We start from the raw sequence: 15,708 nt of genomic DNA on the forward strand, positions 1-15,708 counted from the left end.
ACCCTCATTGCGAGCGAAGCGAAGCAATCCAGAATCCCTCCGCGGAAATACTCTGGATTTGCTTCGTGCTTCGCTCCTCGCAATGACGGAGTGCGTGAAGACAGCGTTGGCTCACAGCAGCTTCGGCTCTTCCACCTGGACGGCGTCACCGACGCCGACGTCACCGTCTGCGATCACCTCGGCGTAGATGCCGCAGTCCATGTGGCCGAGATGGCGCGAGAGCGTGGGCGGAATTTCGAGATCGCGCTTGGCGGTCTCAGGATCGACATTGGTGGCCGGGCAGCGGACGATGCGCTTGATCACCTTCAGCCGGGCCTGCCCGATCGCAAGCGTCTGGCCGACGAGATCGAGCTCTGACCAGGCCGGCCAGCCCTTGACGTAGAGATTGGCGCGGAAGCGCAGGGGATGCACGGCGGCGCCGCCGAGCATGGTCTCGATCGCGCGAACGCTGCCGAGATTGATGATGGAGACGACCTTGCGGGCGACGTCAGAGAAGCTGTGGTCGCGGCCGGACAGAACCTTGGGCGGGCCCTTCAACTCGGGCTGGAAGTTCTCAGTAAAATAAGCCTCGATGGCGGCGCGTCCGGTGGTGGTCTCGAGATCGCCGCTGGCGACGATTTGGCCGTCCTTGCGGATGGTCAACACATTGGTGGCGTCGTCGAACCGGCTGTCGAGCTCGGCCAGCCGCTCATTGCGCGCCAGCATCAGGAACTGGATTTTCGGCTTCCATTCGGGAGCGTCAGGGTCGAACCCGCTCGGGCCGTTTTCGATGGCGTAGCGGCGGTCGGCCGGCAGGGTCTGGCCGACCCGCAGCGGGGCGCGCGACAGGCGTTCCGGGGTCAGGCCCTTGATCGGGTAGCGATAGAGGCCGGTGATCTCGGCAGTATGGCTGGCTGTCATGCTGCTACTTAAGGGATTCGGCCCGCCACCGCCAAGCCCGCCCACGTGCGCACGAAATTGTGAAGCCGCCTCTTTCGCATCCGCAAGCCGCTTCCCACATCTGCGTCAGGCCGGCGGCAACGCCGGCAAGAGACGGCCGTTTGCTGCTTGAGAAACCTCAATGCGGTAAGCGGAAACCCAATGAAGATGCCGTATTGGGGTGCCTGAGAGGGCCCCAAGGGCAGGCCGAGGGACAGAAAAGATGAATATCGAGAAGTATACCGAACGCTCCAGGGGCTTCATCCAGTCGGCGCAGTCGCTGGCGATGCGCGAGGGGCATCAGCAGTTTTCCACCCTGCACGTCCTGAAAGTCCTCCTGGACGACAATGAGGGCCTCGCGGCCGGTCTGATCGACCGCGCTGGGGGTAATTCCCGTGCCATTCTGAAGGCGACCGAGGACGCCCTTAAGAAGGTGCCGAAGGTTTCCGGCGCCGGCGCCGGGCAGATCTATCTGGCGCCCGAGCTCGCCCGCACCTTCGATGCCGCCGAAAAGGCCGGCGAGAAGGCCGGCGACAGCTTCGTCACCGTCGAGCGGCTGCTGCTCGGGCTGACGCTGGAGAAGACCAGCGAGGCCGGCACCATCCTCGCCAAGGGCGGCGTCACCCCGCAAAACCTCAATGCCGCGATCGAGGCGCTGCGCAAGGGCCGGACTGCGGATTCCGCGACCGCCGAGAACGCCTATGATGCCCTGAAGAAATATGCCCGCGACCTGACCCAGGCCGCGCGCGACGGCAAGCTCGATCCGGTCATCGGCCGCGACGAGGAGATCCGCCGCACCATCCAGGTGCTGTCGCGAAGGACCAAGAACAATCCCGTCCTGATCGGCGAGCCCGGCGTCGGCAAGACTGCCATCGCAGAAGGCCTCGCGCTGCGCATCGTCAATGGCGACGTGCCGGAGAGCCTGAAGGACAAGAAGCTGCTGGCGCTCGACCTCGGTGCGCTGATCGCCGGTGCAAAATACCGCGGCGAGTTCGAGGAGCGGCTGAAGGCGGTGCTCCAGGAGGTGACCGGGAGCGAGGGCACCTTCATTCTCTTCATTGACGAGATGCACACGCTGATCGGTGCCGGCAAGGGCGATGGCGCGATGGACGCCTCCAACCTGCTCAAGCCGGCGCTTGCCCGCGGCGAGCTGCACTGCATCGGCGCGACCACGCTCGACGAATACCAGAAGCACGTCGAGAAGGACGCGGCGCTGGCGCGGCGTTTCCAGCCGATCTTCGTCAGCGAGCCCTCGGTCGAGGACACCATCTCGATCCTGCGCGGCCTCAAGGACAAGTATGAGCAGCACCATGGCGTGCGGATCGCAGATTCCGCGCTGGTGGCGTCCGCGACGCTGTCCAACCGCTACATCACCGACCGCTTCCTCCCCGACAAGGCGATCGACCTGATGGACGAGGCCGCGGCGCGGCTGAAGATGCAGGTCGATTCCAAGCCGGAAGAGCTGGATTCGCTGGATCGTGAGATCATCCGGCTCAAGATCGAGCAAGAGGCGCTGAAGAAGGAAAGCGATCCCGGTTCCAAGACCCGGCTCGAAGCGCTCGAGAAGGAGCTGGCCGAGCTGGAAGAAAAGTCGGCGGCGCTGACGGCGCGCTGGAGCGCGGAAAAGGACAAGCTCTCCAACGCCCAGAAGCTGAAGGCCGAGCTCGACGGCCTGCGTGTCGAGCTTGCCAACGCTCAGCGGCGCGGCGAATTCCAGAAGGCCGGCGAGCTGGCTTATGGGCGGATCCCGGAGCTCGAGAAGAAGCTGTCGGAAATCGAGGCCAAGGAGAACGCCGGCGAGATGATGGAGGAGGCGGTCACCGCCAACCACATCGCGCAGGTGGTCTCGCGCTGGACCGGCGTGCCCGTCGACAAGATGCTGGAAGGCGAGAAGGAGAAGCTCCTGAAGATGGAGGAGCAGCTCGGCAAGCGGGTCGTCGGCCAGGCCGAGGCCGTGCGTGCGGTCGCAACCGCCGTGCGCCGCTCGCGCGCAGGCCTGCAGGACCCGAACCGCCCCACCGGCTCGTTCATGTTCTTGGGGCCGACCGGCGTCGGCAAGACCGAGCTGACCAAGGCTCTCGCGGAGTATCTGTTCAACGACGAGACCGCGATGGTCCGGCTCGACATGTCCGAATACATGGAGAAGCACTCGGTCTCGCGGCTGATCGGCGCGCCTCCGGGTTATGTCGGCTATGACGAGGGCGGTGCGCTCACCGAGGCGGTGCGGCGCCGGCCTTACCAGGTGGTGCTGTTCGATGAGATCGAGAAGGCGCACCCTGACGTCTTCAACGTCCTGCTGCAGGTGCTCGACGATGGCCGTCTGACCGACGGCCAGGGCCGCACCGTCGACTTCCGCAACACGCTGATCATCATGACCTCGAATCTCGGTTCGGAATTCCTGGTGAACCAGCCGGAGGGCGAGGATACCTCGGCGGTGCGCGAGCAGGTGATGGGAATGGTGCGGGCGCATTTCCGCCCCGAATTCCTCAACCGCGTCGACGAGATCATCCTGTTCCACCGCTTGCAGAAGAGCGAGATGGGCCGGATCGTCGAGATCCAGTTCGCGCGGCTGCAGAAGCTCTTGACCGATCGCAAGATCGTGCTGACGCTCGATGCCCCTGGCCGCGACTGGCTCGCCGCCAAGGGCTGGGACCCCGCTTACGGCGCACGGCCCTTGAAGCGGGTGATCCAGCGCTGCCTCCAGGACCCGCTCGCCGAGATGATCCTCGCCGGCGACGTCAGGGATGGCGACACGGTCGCGATCTCCTCCGAAGGCAACGTGCTGACCTTCAACGGCAAGGCACCGCAGACCGCGGAGATCACGCAGTTCGAGGCGCCGGTGCCGAAGCGGAAGTTGAACTGAGCACGCCTAACGTGGCAGCGAACCTGTCCAAACCTCCCCGCTATGCGGGGAGGTTTTTTCATATCATGAGGCGAGCGTTGTGCTTCAGGCGACGAGGCGGTCCGGTGCTGCACTCTATGCACGACAAATAGCACAACCACCGGGTGCGTCACTACAGCGCATGCTGGAGCAGTGTGTTATAAATAGAACACGCATTGCGCTTTCTCTCTGAGCGTGCATGAATCTGCTTGAACAATTTGATCGAGGCTCGGCACACTCCCTATCCAATATTTGAGGGGTTGTGGCGAAGCACGGCCTGCGCGGGACATTGTTCGCGTGAGAGCGTGCTTCTTGGACACAGGGCGGCTCGCCATAAACCGAAAGGAATTTTTTGGGGGCGTGCGATGCGTACGGGTATCGTTGCGAGTTGCGTTGCGCTGGCGCTGTTTTTGGGCGGCTGCGATACCCTTGATTGGCGCTATACGAACGAGGGGGTCGGAACTGAGCTCTATGCACCGGAAACTGTGAATCAGGCGCGTCTTCAGGAAATATATGTCGGATATATCTGCCAACAGGCAGGACTTTCATACGAGGAGAGGGGGGAAATTCTTTTCTGTCGTGAGCCGCCCGTCAGCAGGAATTGGCAGATCTTCGTTCAGGCTGGCATGAATGACATCGATCGCCGCTGCGACGCGTATCTCACCTGGCTAGACAATAAACGCCGTTGGGTTGGACCAATTCATCAGCAGATCTTGGACACGGAAGCGGCAACTCTCCTAATCCTCGGAGCTACGGCCGCTGATCCGACCAAGGCCATTGCCGTCGTGGGCGCAGCCTTCGGCCTGGCTTCCCATGCGTTCACAAATTTCAACAGCCGCTTCATCTTCGAAGTCGAAAAATCAACTGTGCAATCGGTCGTTCTCACGCGGCAACAAAAGTATCGCGAAACGCTTCCAGTAGTGATCGACAATAGACCTGCCGCGATTTACGCGCTGCGGCAATATCTGCGCCTCTGCATGCCTATGACGATCGAGACGCAAATTAATACGACCGTCAAGCTGTTTGAAAGAGGTGGGACGGTTGCGCTCGAGCAGGCTGCTGCTCATCCAATGGTTGATGCCCGTACAGTCAGTACGGCGGCGACCGTGCGGATCACCAAATCGGCAAGCGATGCGAGCTACATTGATTTGCGCTCGTTGCTATTCCCCAACGGGGCGAAGACGATTGATCCAGAGCTGAAGGCGTATATCGGAAGACTGCTTGGCAGCGACAAAATCGCAATCGGCGTGATTGTGACTCGGCCCGAATTCTCGGGACTACGTCGAAGAATTTCTGCGTGCATCGTCTCTCGTTCCTCAGGGAGTCCCTGTGCCGACGGGTCGCTGGCGAAGTTCATTCAATAGCGGGGGTGGCAATGTCGCAGGTCGTTGAAGTTCCGGGATTGACAACGCGGGTTGAAGCCGAGCAACGCGCAGAAGATTTTATGATCGACAGCGTTCCGGTTGAAATCATCGAGCCGGGTGACGGGACATTTACCGTCCGCGCCACCTATCCAGATGATGTACACATTCCGAGCGCAATGCCCGACGAAGAACCTAGGCCACCGGGGGAGCATGTCGCTCCGCCGCCGCCAGCTCCCAAGAATAGGAAGACAAAACAACTCGGAGAAAAGGGGATAGCACTCATCAAGGCGTTCGAGAGTTGCATGCGTGCCGTACCTACAGGCTTCCAGGCTTACTTCGATCCGGTTCAGGTCTTGACCATCGGCTGGGGGCACACGAACGATAACGGCCGCACTTTTAAAGTAGGTGACATTTGGACCCAGCAGGAGTGCGACGCAGAATTCCAGAACGACATGCAGGTATTCGTTCGAGCCGTAAACAGTATGGTTACGGTACCGATCAATCAGGATCAGTTTGATGCCCTGGTTTCATTCGCATTCAATGTGGGAGCACCGAGCCTGAAAGGCTCAACCCTATTGAAGAAGTTGAATGCCAAGGATTACGCGGGCGCAGCGCAAGAATTCAAGCGTTGGAATAAAGCGAAGGGCAAGGAGCTGCCCGGACTGACGCGTCGCCGTGCATGCGAGGCATTGTTATTCCAGAGCATACCGGACAAGAATTACGACGGCATTCCCGACTGATTTGGCGTTTGATCGAAGCATCATCATTGAACGAAGGAGATTGACGATGTTGCCGGTGGTCGAAATTCCTGGGCTCACCAAGGCCGAAGCTGACCAACGCGCAATTGATCTTGGCATCGACAGCCCAACGATTGAAATCATTAGAGAGTCGGGTGGTTTGTTCACTGTACGAGCTACATATCCAGAAGGAATGATCATTCCGGGCGCGACGTCGGCCGTTGCCGATAACAGCGCTCCATTCGAGCTTACTGGATTGAGCCAAGCCGCAGTTGATGAGGAGGTGGCCGTTTTCAAGGGAAGCGGCTCGACCTTTACGGTAATCCCGGAAGCCGGCAATCTTTTCACAATCAGGATTTCGCCACCCAAAGCTCCGGCGCTCGTTGAGCCTCCGCCGACCGTCGTTCCAAACGCTCCCGATCTCGATGGCTACGTGCTTTGTCTCGATCGCATCAGGACCGAGCGAAGACCGGGCATGGGCTTCGACCGAACGGTTTCGCGCTATCAGGCTTATTTCAATCGTGCCCCGATCGCGGACGTTTTTGGGATGGCGGTGGAACGGCAAGGACCAGATGATAATGGATCGACGGGAGTCGCTAGACATCGCCGCATAGCAGCCGGAATTTATCCGCTCTTCACGCACGCAAGCGGGGCTACGAACAAGTACAAGACGATTGGTTACGCAAGGCCTGCGAATATTAGGATGAGACCGTGGCCTTGCATTGGAGTTGAGGAGACCGGTTCCCGGTCTGGAATTCTCATTCACTGCGCAGCCGGTTATCTAATGAGCACTGGTTGTATAAACTTGACTTCGAATGTGATCAGTGCGGGTACCAATCTGCTATTTTCCGACAGCTGGGCGCGCGTAACTGCGTTGATTGACAGTATTAAAGAACATCTCGGAGATAGATTTCCTAACAGCAACAACACAAGGTTGCCGCATGTGTCGCTGGTGATCCGGGACGGTGCTTTGGTTTAAGTCTTTCGGACTTTTCCTCAGCGGCACGGCCCGCGCAACTTTATCCGCGATTGCTCAGTTGCCAACAGCTGGAAGGCGAGTTCGTGAAATTGATCGTCTAGTTTAGGCGGCGATTGTGCAGCGGTGATCCCCTCGATCTGGCAGTGCATCATGGCGCTGTAAGTGGTGCGCAGAATTAGGTCGATCCTGGACGCGGCGCCGGGAAAGGCTTCGTCGATGATGACTTCGTTGCTCGGCCCCGAGAGGCACCTGATCCTGGAGAACTTCTCCAGCTTGCCTGCTATCACCCGCCTGTAGCGGCCGGCCCCGGCTCGATGCCGTCCTCCTCCTCCTCCTCAAGCTCCGACAAAATATCCACCAGCTCGCGGACCCGGCCCTGCGCCAGTGGGCGCAAATCGTTGATCATCGGCTCGTCGTTGGCGAGCCAAGCCTGGGCTTCGGCGAGTTCCTCGACGGTCGCGCCGGTCCCGATGATCTGGGCAATGGTGACGTCGTCGGCCCGATCCACGGCCTTGACGACATCGTCGCGTGAGAGGCGCGTCATGGGGCGATCCTCCTGCTGGTCGGCTTCCGTCAGCATCTAACGGGGAACCCGAGCGCGGGTTCCGCGGTCAGGGTCTGGTCCGGCGGATGCTATTTTTTCACCACCTTGTAGATCGCGTTCTCGATATCCGAGCTGAAGTAGATCGCGCCCGTCGCGCCGACAGCGACACCGGTGGGGATATGCGTCGGCAAGCCGCCGGGGGCACCGGTCAGGCCGATCGGAAGATTGGCGGCGATCTCGGTGATCTTGCCGCTGTCCGGTGCGATCTCGATCAGCCGCTTGGCGCCGACCTCCGCCACGATCAGCTTGCCGTCGCCGGTGCGCGCGATGCCTTCAGGCATTTTCAGCTCCTTGGCGACCACGGTCTTTTCGCCATTGCTGTCGATCCTGGAGACGAGGCCGGCAAAGGCTTCGGTAACGTAGACCTCGTCAGTCGCCCCGCGAACGAGGCCGACCGGACCTTCGAGCGCGCCGATCAGCGTGCTGCGATCCTTGCCGTGCTCGCCGCTCACCTTGACCAGTGACTTGGTGCCGAGCTCGGCCACCAGAATGCTGCCGTCCGCGAGCACGACCGCGTCATGCGGCGCCTTGAAGTCGTGCAGCATCTCGCGCGTGGCGCCGGTCTTGCCGTCGATCACCTGCACCGTGCCGGTGAACCAGCTCGACAGGACGACGTCGTTGCCGTTCGCCGTCGCGCTCATCGGATACTCGAGCGCGACGCCGGCAGCGTGCATGCGCGCCTTCTCGGTGACCTCGCCGGTCGCCCCGTCCACGGTGCGATAGGCGAACACGTCGGCGACATGGATGGTATCCTTGCCGTTATCTGATGTGACGCCGATGCCGCCGGGCAGGGCGAGCTTGCCGATGATGATCTGCTTGGCCTGGCCGGTCGCCGGGTCGACCTCCTGGATTCCGTTGTCGGCCATGTTGGAGACGTAGATGCGGTCCTTGTCGTCGATGGCCAGATTGTCCAGGGACGGCTTCAGCTGCGCGACCATGGTCTTGGCACCCGATTTGGGGTCGACCCGGACCAGCTGGCCGAGCGCGGTGTCGACCACGAAGAGGTTGCCCTTGGAATCGAAGTTCACCGCCGCCGGGACCTTGAAGCCGTCGGCGACGACGGTCAGCTCGGCCTTGTCGACGTCGACCTTGGCGACCTGTCCCTTGAACCAGAGCGGACCGTAGAGCTTGTCGTCGGGACCGAACTCGAAGCCGTTGAGGCCGCCCATCTTCTCCATGATCTGGCGGGGCGGTTTGACGCCCTCGACGTCGATCTCGTAGAGCGCATCGCCGAGGAAGACGGTGGTGGCGTAGAGCCTGCCGTCCTTGCGGAAGGCGAGCGAGTTGATGCCGGGAAGGCCGCTCGCAAGCTTCTTGATCGGTCCGTCGCCCTTGCGCGCATAGAGATCTCCCGCGAGGAAGCCGGTCCAGGCCATGGTGCCATCAGGCGCGAACGCGATGTCGTCGGCCATTCCGACTGGAGCTGGGATTGCAACCTTGGCGGTGCCGCCCGCAATGTCGACCTCGTAGAGCGCTGCGCCCGCGACGCTGCCGGCGAACAGATGGCCGGCTTTGTCGATTCCGAGCCCGTGCACGCCGTGGAACGCCGAGCCGGCAACGAGCCGGGTGACCTCCCAGCTGTCGGCCGATGCACTCGTGGCGGCGAAAAGCGCAGCGGCGACGGCTGCGCAGGCGAGCCTGGTTTTCATGGCGTGACCTCCCATTTTCGGGAAAGTATTCGCCCGTCACGCGGCTTTGGCAAACGAAACTTCACGTTGTAGTGCGGCAAGGCGGTGCGGCCCTACGGCGTCTCATGCCATCGCACCTCTGAAAATGTTCGCTGATTGCCGGCTTTACCTGATGCTCACAGCAGCTCCGTCCGGGCTTTAACGAGAGCCGTCGGTGCCGCTCGCCGCCGAAGCCTGCTTCGCAGCCAGCGCAGGATATCGTCATGAAACGAGATCTCGTCGCCACCAATCATCCCATCTTCGACGAACTTCATCCCAAGATCTACGGGGCGGCAGTCGGCCTCGTCGCATGGTTCGCGCTCATGGCGTGGGCACTGTTTGACCGTCGCAGTGATGTCAGCCTTTCCCTCGCCTTGGTCACGCTGCTGTTCGTGGTCGCGATCCTGCTGCCATGGATCATTTCGCGTGTCTGGAGGCGATATCAAATGCCGTACGAACGGCATTTGGGGCCGACGTCGCTGCATGATTGGGAAGCCGGCGAATTCAGGGTCTGGGGCGCGAAGCTTCACGGTTCGCACGCCGCGATCGACGTCCTGTTGCCGCTGGCCGCCGTCTCATTCGGGCCGACAGCGATTGGAATCGTCTTCGTGATCGTGCGGGCGTCGGTGCTTTCCTGACGCCAGCGCGCAGATCGCGGTCGAGCTGATGCCCCACCCGCCCACGGAGTGGGGCGGATGGGCGTTGACTGTTATCGGCTCGTCGTCAGCCGCGGCGGGTTCTGGGACATCATCCAGATCTCGACCGCAGCAAGAACGGCGACCAGAATGCCGACCACGACGTGAACGGTCATTGCCGTCTTGGCACCCTGGAACCCGAGCACCCAGGGCGCAATGAGCGTCCAAAGGCCGACGATCAGGTTGAGCCACTCCTCCCACACCGCGAAGGCTGCGAGCGCTGCGACGGCCAGGATCGCAATCACGATGCCCGCGACATACGCGTTCTGAGAGGCCGGTCCGGCATCGAAACCGAAAATCCAGGGCGAGACGAACAGGAATGCGCCGAGGATCAGGTTCGCGACGTCGCACCATTTTGCGTTCGTCCAGTTCTCCATGACATTCCTCCGTGAGCTCGGCCCCCTCATGCAACACAACAACTGGGCCATTCCCCAGCGTGTTCCCTGCGGTTCCAGCCAAATTGAATGATGGGAAGCGCGGCCAGCCCGGCCACGAGGCCGGCCTCGACCGATTTACCGGTTGGTGACCTGCAACGGCCCGCCGGTCGCGTCCGACATCCGGGCGATGGCGCCGCTCCGGCCGCTCATCATGCCGTCGAGCCGGTCGCGCTCCTTCTCGAAGCTTGCCAGCATCGGGCCTTCCAGCGAACGGCCGCGCGGCAGCTTCACGCGCATCGGGTCGACGAAGCGGCCGTTGACCAGGATCTCGTAATGGACGTGTGGACCGGTCGACAGGCCGGACGAGCCGACGAAGCCGATCACCTGGCCCTGCCGGACCTTCTTGCCGGCTTCCATGCCCTTGGCGAAGGCCGACATATGGCCGTAGGCGGTCTCGTAGCCGTTGTTGTGCTTGATGCGGATATATTTGCCGTAGCCGCCCTCGGTGCCGGCCTTCTCGATCACGCCGTTGCCGGAGGCGAAGATCGGCGTGCCGTAGGCGGTGGCCCAGTCGACGCCGGTGTGCATCTTCACATAACCCAGAATCGGATGGCGGCGGCCGCCAAAGCCGGAGCGCATGATGGCGTTGTTGACGGGCTTCCTGACCAGGAACTTCTTCGCGCTCTTGCCGGTCTCGTCATAGTAGTCGACGACGCCGTCGTCGGGGCTCTGATAGCGGTAGTATTTCTTGGTCTCACCGCCGACCGTGAGGGAAGCGAACAGCACGTCGTTCTTTTCGGTCGCGGTCACGCCCTCGTCTTCACCGGCGTAGAAAACGTCGAAGGAATCGCCCGGCTGCACCTTGCGCTGGAAATCGACGTCGTAGGAATAGATCTTGATCATGTCCTCGATGACGGGCATCGGGACCTTGTTGCGCATCGCGGTCTCGTAGATGCTCTGGTAGAGCCGCACGCCGGAGCCGTCGTCATCGTCCTCGTCGTCGCTGCTGGCGCTCGCCGCAGTATCGGCGACGGTGTTCATGCTGGAGACGTCGACCGCGACGTATTTGCCGAGATCGGACAGTGCCGCGATCGCTTCCACCATGGTGTCGTTTGCAACCACGACGCGATAGGGCTGCAAGCGGGCGCCCGGGCTTGCGGGCGCCATCAGAATGCGGAGCTTCTCGCCTTCCTTGAGGCCGCCGTCGCGGCCGCGCGGTCCGAGCGTTGCGGTGATCGCCTTGATCTCGTCGGCATTGGCGCCGAGATCGCGCAGCACGGAGGCGACGCTGTCGCCCTTCTTGACGATGTGGACGCGTTCGCCGTTGGGATTGCCGCCGGTGATCTGCTCCTTGGTCTTCGGCAGCAGCGTGACGTTTTCCGGCACCACGCGCGTCTCGAAGCCCGCATAGGGGTCGGACGGCGACACCTCGGTGGCGTAGGCCATCTTGATGTCGGAGGGACCGGTCGCACCGGAGACGTCGGCTGTGGCATTGGCGAGCGAGGCGTAGCGCACCCCGCCATTGCCGCGCCAGTTGGCGGCATCGCGCACCCGCATCAGGATGTCGTCGAGCGCCACCACCGCGGAAATCTTGGCCTTCGGCAGCACCGGCGACAGGTCCTTGGTCACGAAGGACACTTCCGCGTCGGGCTCGACGGCTTCCGGATTGTTGGGATCGTCGGAGGCCGTCTTCGGATCGGAACCGACATCGGTGAGCAGGCGCTGGGCGTTGAACGGCCGGATCTTCGCCGACAGGTCGCTCGTCGTCATCGACAGGTTGCCTGCGATCCGGACGAAGGGACGCACGCGCATCACGTCACGGTTGCCGACGCGGGCGACCGTCGAAACCCGCATGACGTTGCGCGAAGCCGTGGATTCGCTCGGCGGCGGCAGGCGGTCGCTCTTGTGCAGCGTGGCGGCGCGATCGGCGGCGCCGAATGCACCCCGCAGCGCGCCTTCGACCCGCTCCGGCACCTTGGCGAAGGTCATTTCGCCGTCGAGCGACGCGAAAACGGCGCCGCCGATCAGGGCCGCGCCGCAGAGTCCGGTCAAGATTGTCCCGCTGAACCATTGCACCGAGACGCGGCGGCGGTCGATCACGGCGGCTTCAGAACCATCGACGGACAGCGGCGGCTCGTGGCCGAGATCGATGATCCCGGTCTCACGCCCGTAAGCGCCGCGTGACGTCCTGTGGTTCAACCCAAGTCCCCCGATTCAACGACCCAAAAGCCCCCTGTCTCGAGCCTCTTCCCGGTCGCCCTCTTCGAGGCGTATCGCGGGAAAACGGCAAGCCGCATAGGCGTTCGCGGTCAGAAGGCCCCGATGACGGGCCGGCCGAAATTACGAACAGCTAAACGGAAAAAGGTCTCTCGATGTCTCTCGAATGTCCGAAGAAGGTCGCGTCATCTGCAAGATCGCCTTCCTCTGACCCCATGAAAATCGCCGGCAGCCCCCACAGGCATCCCAGCGATTCAAGCTTGTCTCTTACCAGAACGCCGCGGGATTGTGGCTCAAGTACGGCGCCAAATATGGAAAAAGTTTCCTGAAACGGGGGGCGCCGGAGGCTGCCCGGGGGGCGCCCAGAGCCGCTTCCGGAGACCCCCTGGAGCCCCTCCGGAGCTCCCTAGGGCGCAAATTTTTTTTGAGATTTTTTGCGGCGCGGTCACCGTCCGTGCGCCCGTTGACGCTCTAATCGACTGGAATCGCTGGAATTTTTTCGATGATCCACTGTGCGACGATTTGTTGACGATTGGCGTTGACAGCCCGGAAGGTGGGGCCTATAACCCCAACCACTGAGCGCGGCGCCGCCGGGTCACTGACCGAGGCGAGCGAACGCGCCACTGATGCTCCTCACCTTGTTGAGTGACACAACAATCGACGTCAAGTCGGTTGGAGTCATTCATCGTCGGTAAGGGTGTCGGAACCCTTCCTCCTCGGAAGGTTGGGACCTCTCCGGTTCCGGGCTGTTTGACAAGTGAAGATGAAGAAAGAGAAACGTGGACGGCGGAGTCCTTGCGGGTCTCGCTTCTGAAAAGCCTCGGCTTTTCTGATCGAGACCGGACGAAAGACTTCGGCGGTACACGTTTAAAGGAAACACCATCGTTGCCAGCGATGTGAATCGCAGGCAGCTCTTCGGCTTCGGCCGATGAAAAATGGTGGGACCTCGTCAAACGTTGTGATCAGCCGGTTCAAAGTTCAAGTCCAACTTGAGAGTTTGATCCTGGCTCAGAGCGAACGCTGGCGGCAGGCTTAACACATGCAAGTCGAGCGGGCGTAGCAATACGTCAGCGGCAGACGGGTGAGTAACGCGTGGGAACGTACCTTTTGGTTCGGAACAACCCAGGGAAACTTGGGCTAATACCGGATAAGCCCTTACGGGGAAAGATTTATCGCCGAAAGATCGGCCCGCGTCTGATTAGCTAGTTGGTAGGGTAATGGCCTACCAAGGCGACGATCAGTAGCTGGTCTGAGAGGATGATCAGCCACATTGGGACTGAGACACGGCCCAAACTCCTACGGGAGGCAGCAGTGGGGAATATTGGACAATGGGCGCAAGCCTGATCCAGCCATGCCGCGTGAGTGATGAAGGCCCTAGGGTTGTAAAGCTCTTTTGTGCGGGAAGATAATGACGGTACCGCAAGAATAAGCCCCGGCTAACTTCGTGCCAGCAGCCGCGGTAATACGAAGGGGGCTAGCGTTGCTCGGAATCACTGGGCGTAAAGGGTGCGTAGGCGGGTCTTTAAGTCAGGGGTGAAATCCTGGAGCTCAACTCCAGAACTGCCTTTGATACTGAAGATCTTGAGTCCGGGAGAGGTGAGTGGAACTGCGAGTGTAGAGGTGAAATTCGTAGATATTCGCAAGAACACCAGTGGCGAAGGCGGCTCACTGGCCCGGTACTGACGCTGAGGCACGAAAGCGTGGGGAGCAAACAGGATTAGATACCCTGGTAGTCCACGCCGTAAACGATGAATGCCAGCCGTTAGTGGGTTTACTCACTAGTGGCGCAGCTAACGCTTTAAGCATTCCGCCTGGGGAGTACGGTCGCAAGATTAAAACTCAAAGGAATTGACGGGGGCCCGCACAAGCGGTGGAGCATGTGGTTTAATTCGACGCAACGCGCAGAACCTTACCAGCCCTTGACATGTCCAGGACCGGTCGCAGAGATGTGACCCTCTCTTCGGAGCCTGGAGCACAGGTGCTGCATGGCTGTCGTCAGCTCGTGTCGTGAGATGTTGGGTTAAGTCCCGCAACGAGCGCAACCCCCGTCCTTAGTTGCTACCATTTAGTTGAGCACTCTAAGGAGACTGCCGGTGATAAGCCGCGAGGAAGGTGGGGATGACGTCAAGTCCTCATGGCCCTTACGGGCTGGGCTACACACGTGCTACAATGGCGGTGACAATGGGATGCTAAGGGGCGACCCTTCGCAAATCTCAAAAAGCCGTCTCAGTTCGGATTGGGCTCTGCAACTCGAGCCCATGAAGTTGGAATCGCTAGTAATCGTGGATCAGCACGCCACGGTGAATACGTTCCCGGGCCTTGTACACACCGCCCGTCACACCATGGGAGTTGGTTTTACCTGAAGACGGTGCGCTAACCCGCAAGGGAGGCAGCCGGCCACGGTAGGGTCAGCGACTGGGGTGAAGTCGTAACAAGGTAGCCGTAGGGGAACCTGCGGCTGGATCACCTCCTTTCTAAGGATGATCCTTCAGCGAGCTCACGCTCACTATCGGATCGTTTTAGAAACATCAGTGGCCAACAGATCGCCAGATCGTTGAGCTGCATTGGCGGGATTTCGCCGTCTTCGTTTCTCTTTCTTCGCGGACGAACACGCGCTGGGCCTGCAACGGCAGGATCCAGGGTCCTTAACGGGATGTGCGTTAGGGGCTTGTAGCTCAGTTGGTTAGAGCGCGCGCTTGATAAGCGTGAGGTCGGAAGTTCAAGTCTTCCCAGGCCCACCACTTTCATCGAGTGAGCATTCGTCTTCTGGTTACGGGGCCATAGCTCAGCTGGGAGAGCGCGTGCTTTGCAAGCATGAGGTCGTCGGTTCGATCCCGTCTGGCTCCACCAGATGGTTTGATCACCGAGATCTTGACCGTCGTCCGCGAAACATCACTTCGCATCCTGCTAGTCTGGATAGACAGCAGTTTGCGTGTTTTCTGACATCGTAAAGAGGAGATCGATCCGAGTTGGGTCGTGCAGCATATCGTTGCGCGAGCCTTCATTATCTCCGGATCATTTCGGCGCTCGCTTCCAGCCGTGAGGTTGGATGCGGGTTGTAAATGATCCTTTTAGCGAAGCTTGACCGCCTCGCTATCGGAACGATCTTACGAAGCAAGCTGGTCTTTCTAGTCAATGTCCGGCTGCGGATAGCGTTCATCGAGGGCGCGTGCCGCAAGGCAATTCTGCAGACAACATTCTGCCGAGTGTGTGGACATTGATAATGAGAGCAATCAAGTGCCTTAAGGGTGTTCGGTGGATGCCTTGGC

At 60.9% G+C, this 15,708-nt stretch carries 10 protein-coding genes, 2 tRNA genes and 2 rRNA genes (1 of these 14 running past the window's edge); 9 read left to right on the top strand and 5 right to left on the bottom strand.

Annotation, left to right across the window (positions count from 1 at the left end):
• Positions 1 to 111: 111 nt before the first annotated feature.
• On the bottom strand, positions 112 to 900 hold the full coding sequence (locus P6U27_RS04240; RefSeq protein WP_122400795.1) for an MOSC domain-containing protein: 789 nt from the start codon (positions 898 to 900) through the stop codon (positions 112 to 114).
• 241 nt (positions 901 to 1,141) lie between these two features.
• On the opposite strand from P6U27_RS04240, the gene clpB reads away from it, so the two are divergent.
• The 4 genes from clpB (at position 1,142) to P6U27_RS04260 (ending at position 6,879) form a co-directional block, all read left to right on the top strand.
• On the top strand, positions 1,142 to 3,781 hold the full coding sequence (gene clpB, locus P6U27_RS04245; protein WP_407193701.1) for an ATP-dependent chaperone ClpB: 2,640 nt from the start codon (positions 1,142 to 1,144) through the stop codon (positions 3,779 to 3,781).
• A 383-nt stretch (positions 3,782 to 4,164) separates the two neighbouring features.
• On the top strand, positions 4,165 to 5,163 hold the full coding sequence (locus tag P6U27_RS04250) for a hypothetical protein (RefSeq protein WP_407193702.1): 999 nt from the start codon (positions 4,165 to 4,167) through the stop codon (positions 5,161 to 5,163).
• A gap of 11 nt (positions 5,164 to 5,174) precedes the next feature.
• Complete coding sequence (locus P6U27_RS04255) at positions 5,175 to 5,903, top strand: lysozyme (RefSeq protein WP_197711526.1); 729 nt, start codon at positions 5,175 to 5,177, stop codon at positions 5,901 to 5,903.
• 46 nt (positions 5,904 to 5,949) lie between these two features.
• Positions 5,950 to 6,879 carry a hypothetical protein gene (locus tag P6U27_RS04260; RefSeq protein ID WP_129145574.1) on the top strand — a complete coding sequence of 310 codons (930 nt, stop codon included), beginning with the start codon at positions 5,950 to 5,952 and terminating at the stop codon, positions 6,877 to 6,879.
• 283 nt (positions 6,880 to 7,162) lie between these two features.
• Here P6U27_RS04260 and P6U27_RS04265 read toward each other — a convergent pair whose 3' ends face one another.
• Both P6U27_RS04265 and P6U27_RS04270 read right to left on the bottom strand, forming a co-directional pair.
• The gene (locus P6U27_RS04265; protein ID WP_244607856.1) at positions 7,163 to 7,459 is read right to left on the bottom strand and encodes a hypothetical protein; all 297 of its coding nucleotides are present in this window, start codon (positions 7,457 to 7,459) and stop codon (positions 7,163 to 7,165) included.
• A gap of 53 nt (positions 7,460 to 7,512) precedes the next feature.
• Entirely contained in the window at positions 7,513 to 9,132 is a 1,620-nt protein-coding gene (locus P6U27_RS04270) for an SMP-30/gluconolactonase/LRE family protein (protein WP_122400800.1), read from the bottom strand.
• Between the two features lie 242 nt (positions 9,133 to 9,374).
• Here P6U27_RS04270 and P6U27_RS04275 point away from each other — a divergent pair, with 242 nt between their 5' ends.
• Positions 9,375 to 9,788, top strand: a complete 414-nt coding sequence (locus P6U27_RS04275; RefSeq protein ID WP_122400801.1) for a hypothetical protein — start codon at positions 9,375 to 9,377, stop codon at positions 9,786 to 9,788.
• 71 nt (positions 9,789 to 9,859) lie between these two features.
• Here the strand turns inward: P6U27_RS04275 and P6U27_RS04280 are convergent, their stop codons facing one another.
• Positions 9,860 to 10,222 (bottom strand): SPW repeat protein, encoded by a 363-nt coding sequence (locus tag P6U27_RS04280; protein ID WP_122400802.1) that lies wholly within the window; start codon positions 10,220 to 10,222, stop codon positions 9,860 to 9,862.
• A gap of 135 nt (positions 10,223 to 10,357) precedes the next feature.
• Positions 10,358 to 12,421 (bottom strand): M23 family metallopeptidase, encoded by a 2,064-nt coding sequence (locus tag P6U27_RS04285; protein WP_407193703.1) that lies wholly within the window; start codon positions 12,419 to 12,421, stop codon positions 10,358 to 10,360.
• 1,003 nt (positions 12,422 to 13,424) lie between these two features.
• Here P6U27_RS04285 and P6U27_RS04290 point away from each other — a divergent pair.
• The 4 genes from P6U27_RS04290 to P6U27_RS04305 form a co-directional block, all read left to right on the top strand.
• Positions 13,425 to 14,913 (top strand): 16S ribosomal RNA (locus P6U27_RS04290).
• Positions 14,914 to 15,103: 190 nt separating this feature from the next.
• A tRNA-Ile gene (locus tag P6U27_RS04295) sits at positions 15,104 to 15,180 on the top strand.
• A 33-nt stretch (positions 15,181 to 15,213) separates the two neighbouring features.
• Positions 15,214 to 15,289: transfer RNA gene (locus P6U27_RS04300), tRNA-Ala, on the top strand.
• Positions 15,290 to 15,670: 381 nt separating this feature from the next.
• Positions 15,671 to 15,708, top strand: a 23S ribosomal RNA gene (locus tag P6U27_RS04305) (it continues 2,807 nt past the right edge of the window).
• The 16S and 23S rRNA genes sit together here with 2 tRNA genes alongside, the layout of an rRNA operon.

The organism is Bradyrhizobium sp. STM 3566 (genome assembly GCF_045571445.1).
Lineage (GTDB): Bacteria > Pseudomonadota > Alphaproteobacteria > Rhizobiales > Xanthobacteraceae > Bradyrhizobium > Bradyrhizobium vignae.

Bases quoted from the DNA above. Each gene is read 5' to 3' on its own strand.
- P6U27_RS04240 (WP_122400795.1), bottom strand. From the start codon at position 900: ATGACAGCCAGCCATACTGCCGAGATCACCGGCCTCTATCGCTACCCG.
- clpB (WP_407193701.1), top strand. From the start codon at position 1,142: ATGAATATCGAGAAGTATACCGAACGCTCCAGGGGCTTCATCCAGTCG.
- P6U27_RS04250 (WP_407193702.1), top strand. From the start codon at position 4,165: ATGCGTACGGGTATCGTTGCGAGTTGCGTTGCGCTGGCGCTGTTTTTG.
- P6U27_RS04255 (WP_197711526.1), top strand. From the start codon at position 5,175: ATGTCGCAGGTCGTTGAAGTTCCGGGATTGACAACGCGGGTTGAAGCC.
- P6U27_RS04260 (WP_129145574.1), top strand. From the start codon at position 5,950: ATGTTGCCGGTGGTCGAAATTCCTGGGCTCACCAAGGCCGAAGCTGAC.
- P6U27_RS04265 (WP_244607856.1), bottom strand. From the start codon at position 7,459: ATGCTGACGGAAGCCGACCAGCAGGAGGATCGCCCCATGACGCGCCTC.
- P6U27_RS04270 (WP_122400800.1), bottom strand. From the start codon at position 9,132: ATGAAAACCAGGCTCGCCTGCGCAGCCGTCGCCGCTGCGCTTTTCGCC.
- P6U27_RS04275 (WP_122400801.1), top strand. From the start codon at position 9,375: ATGAAACGAGATCTCGTCGCCACCAATCATCCCATCTTCGACGAACTT.
- P6U27_RS04280 (WP_122400802.1), bottom strand. From the start codon at position 10,222: ATGGAGAACTGGACGAACGCAAAATGGTGCGACGTCGCGAACCTGATC.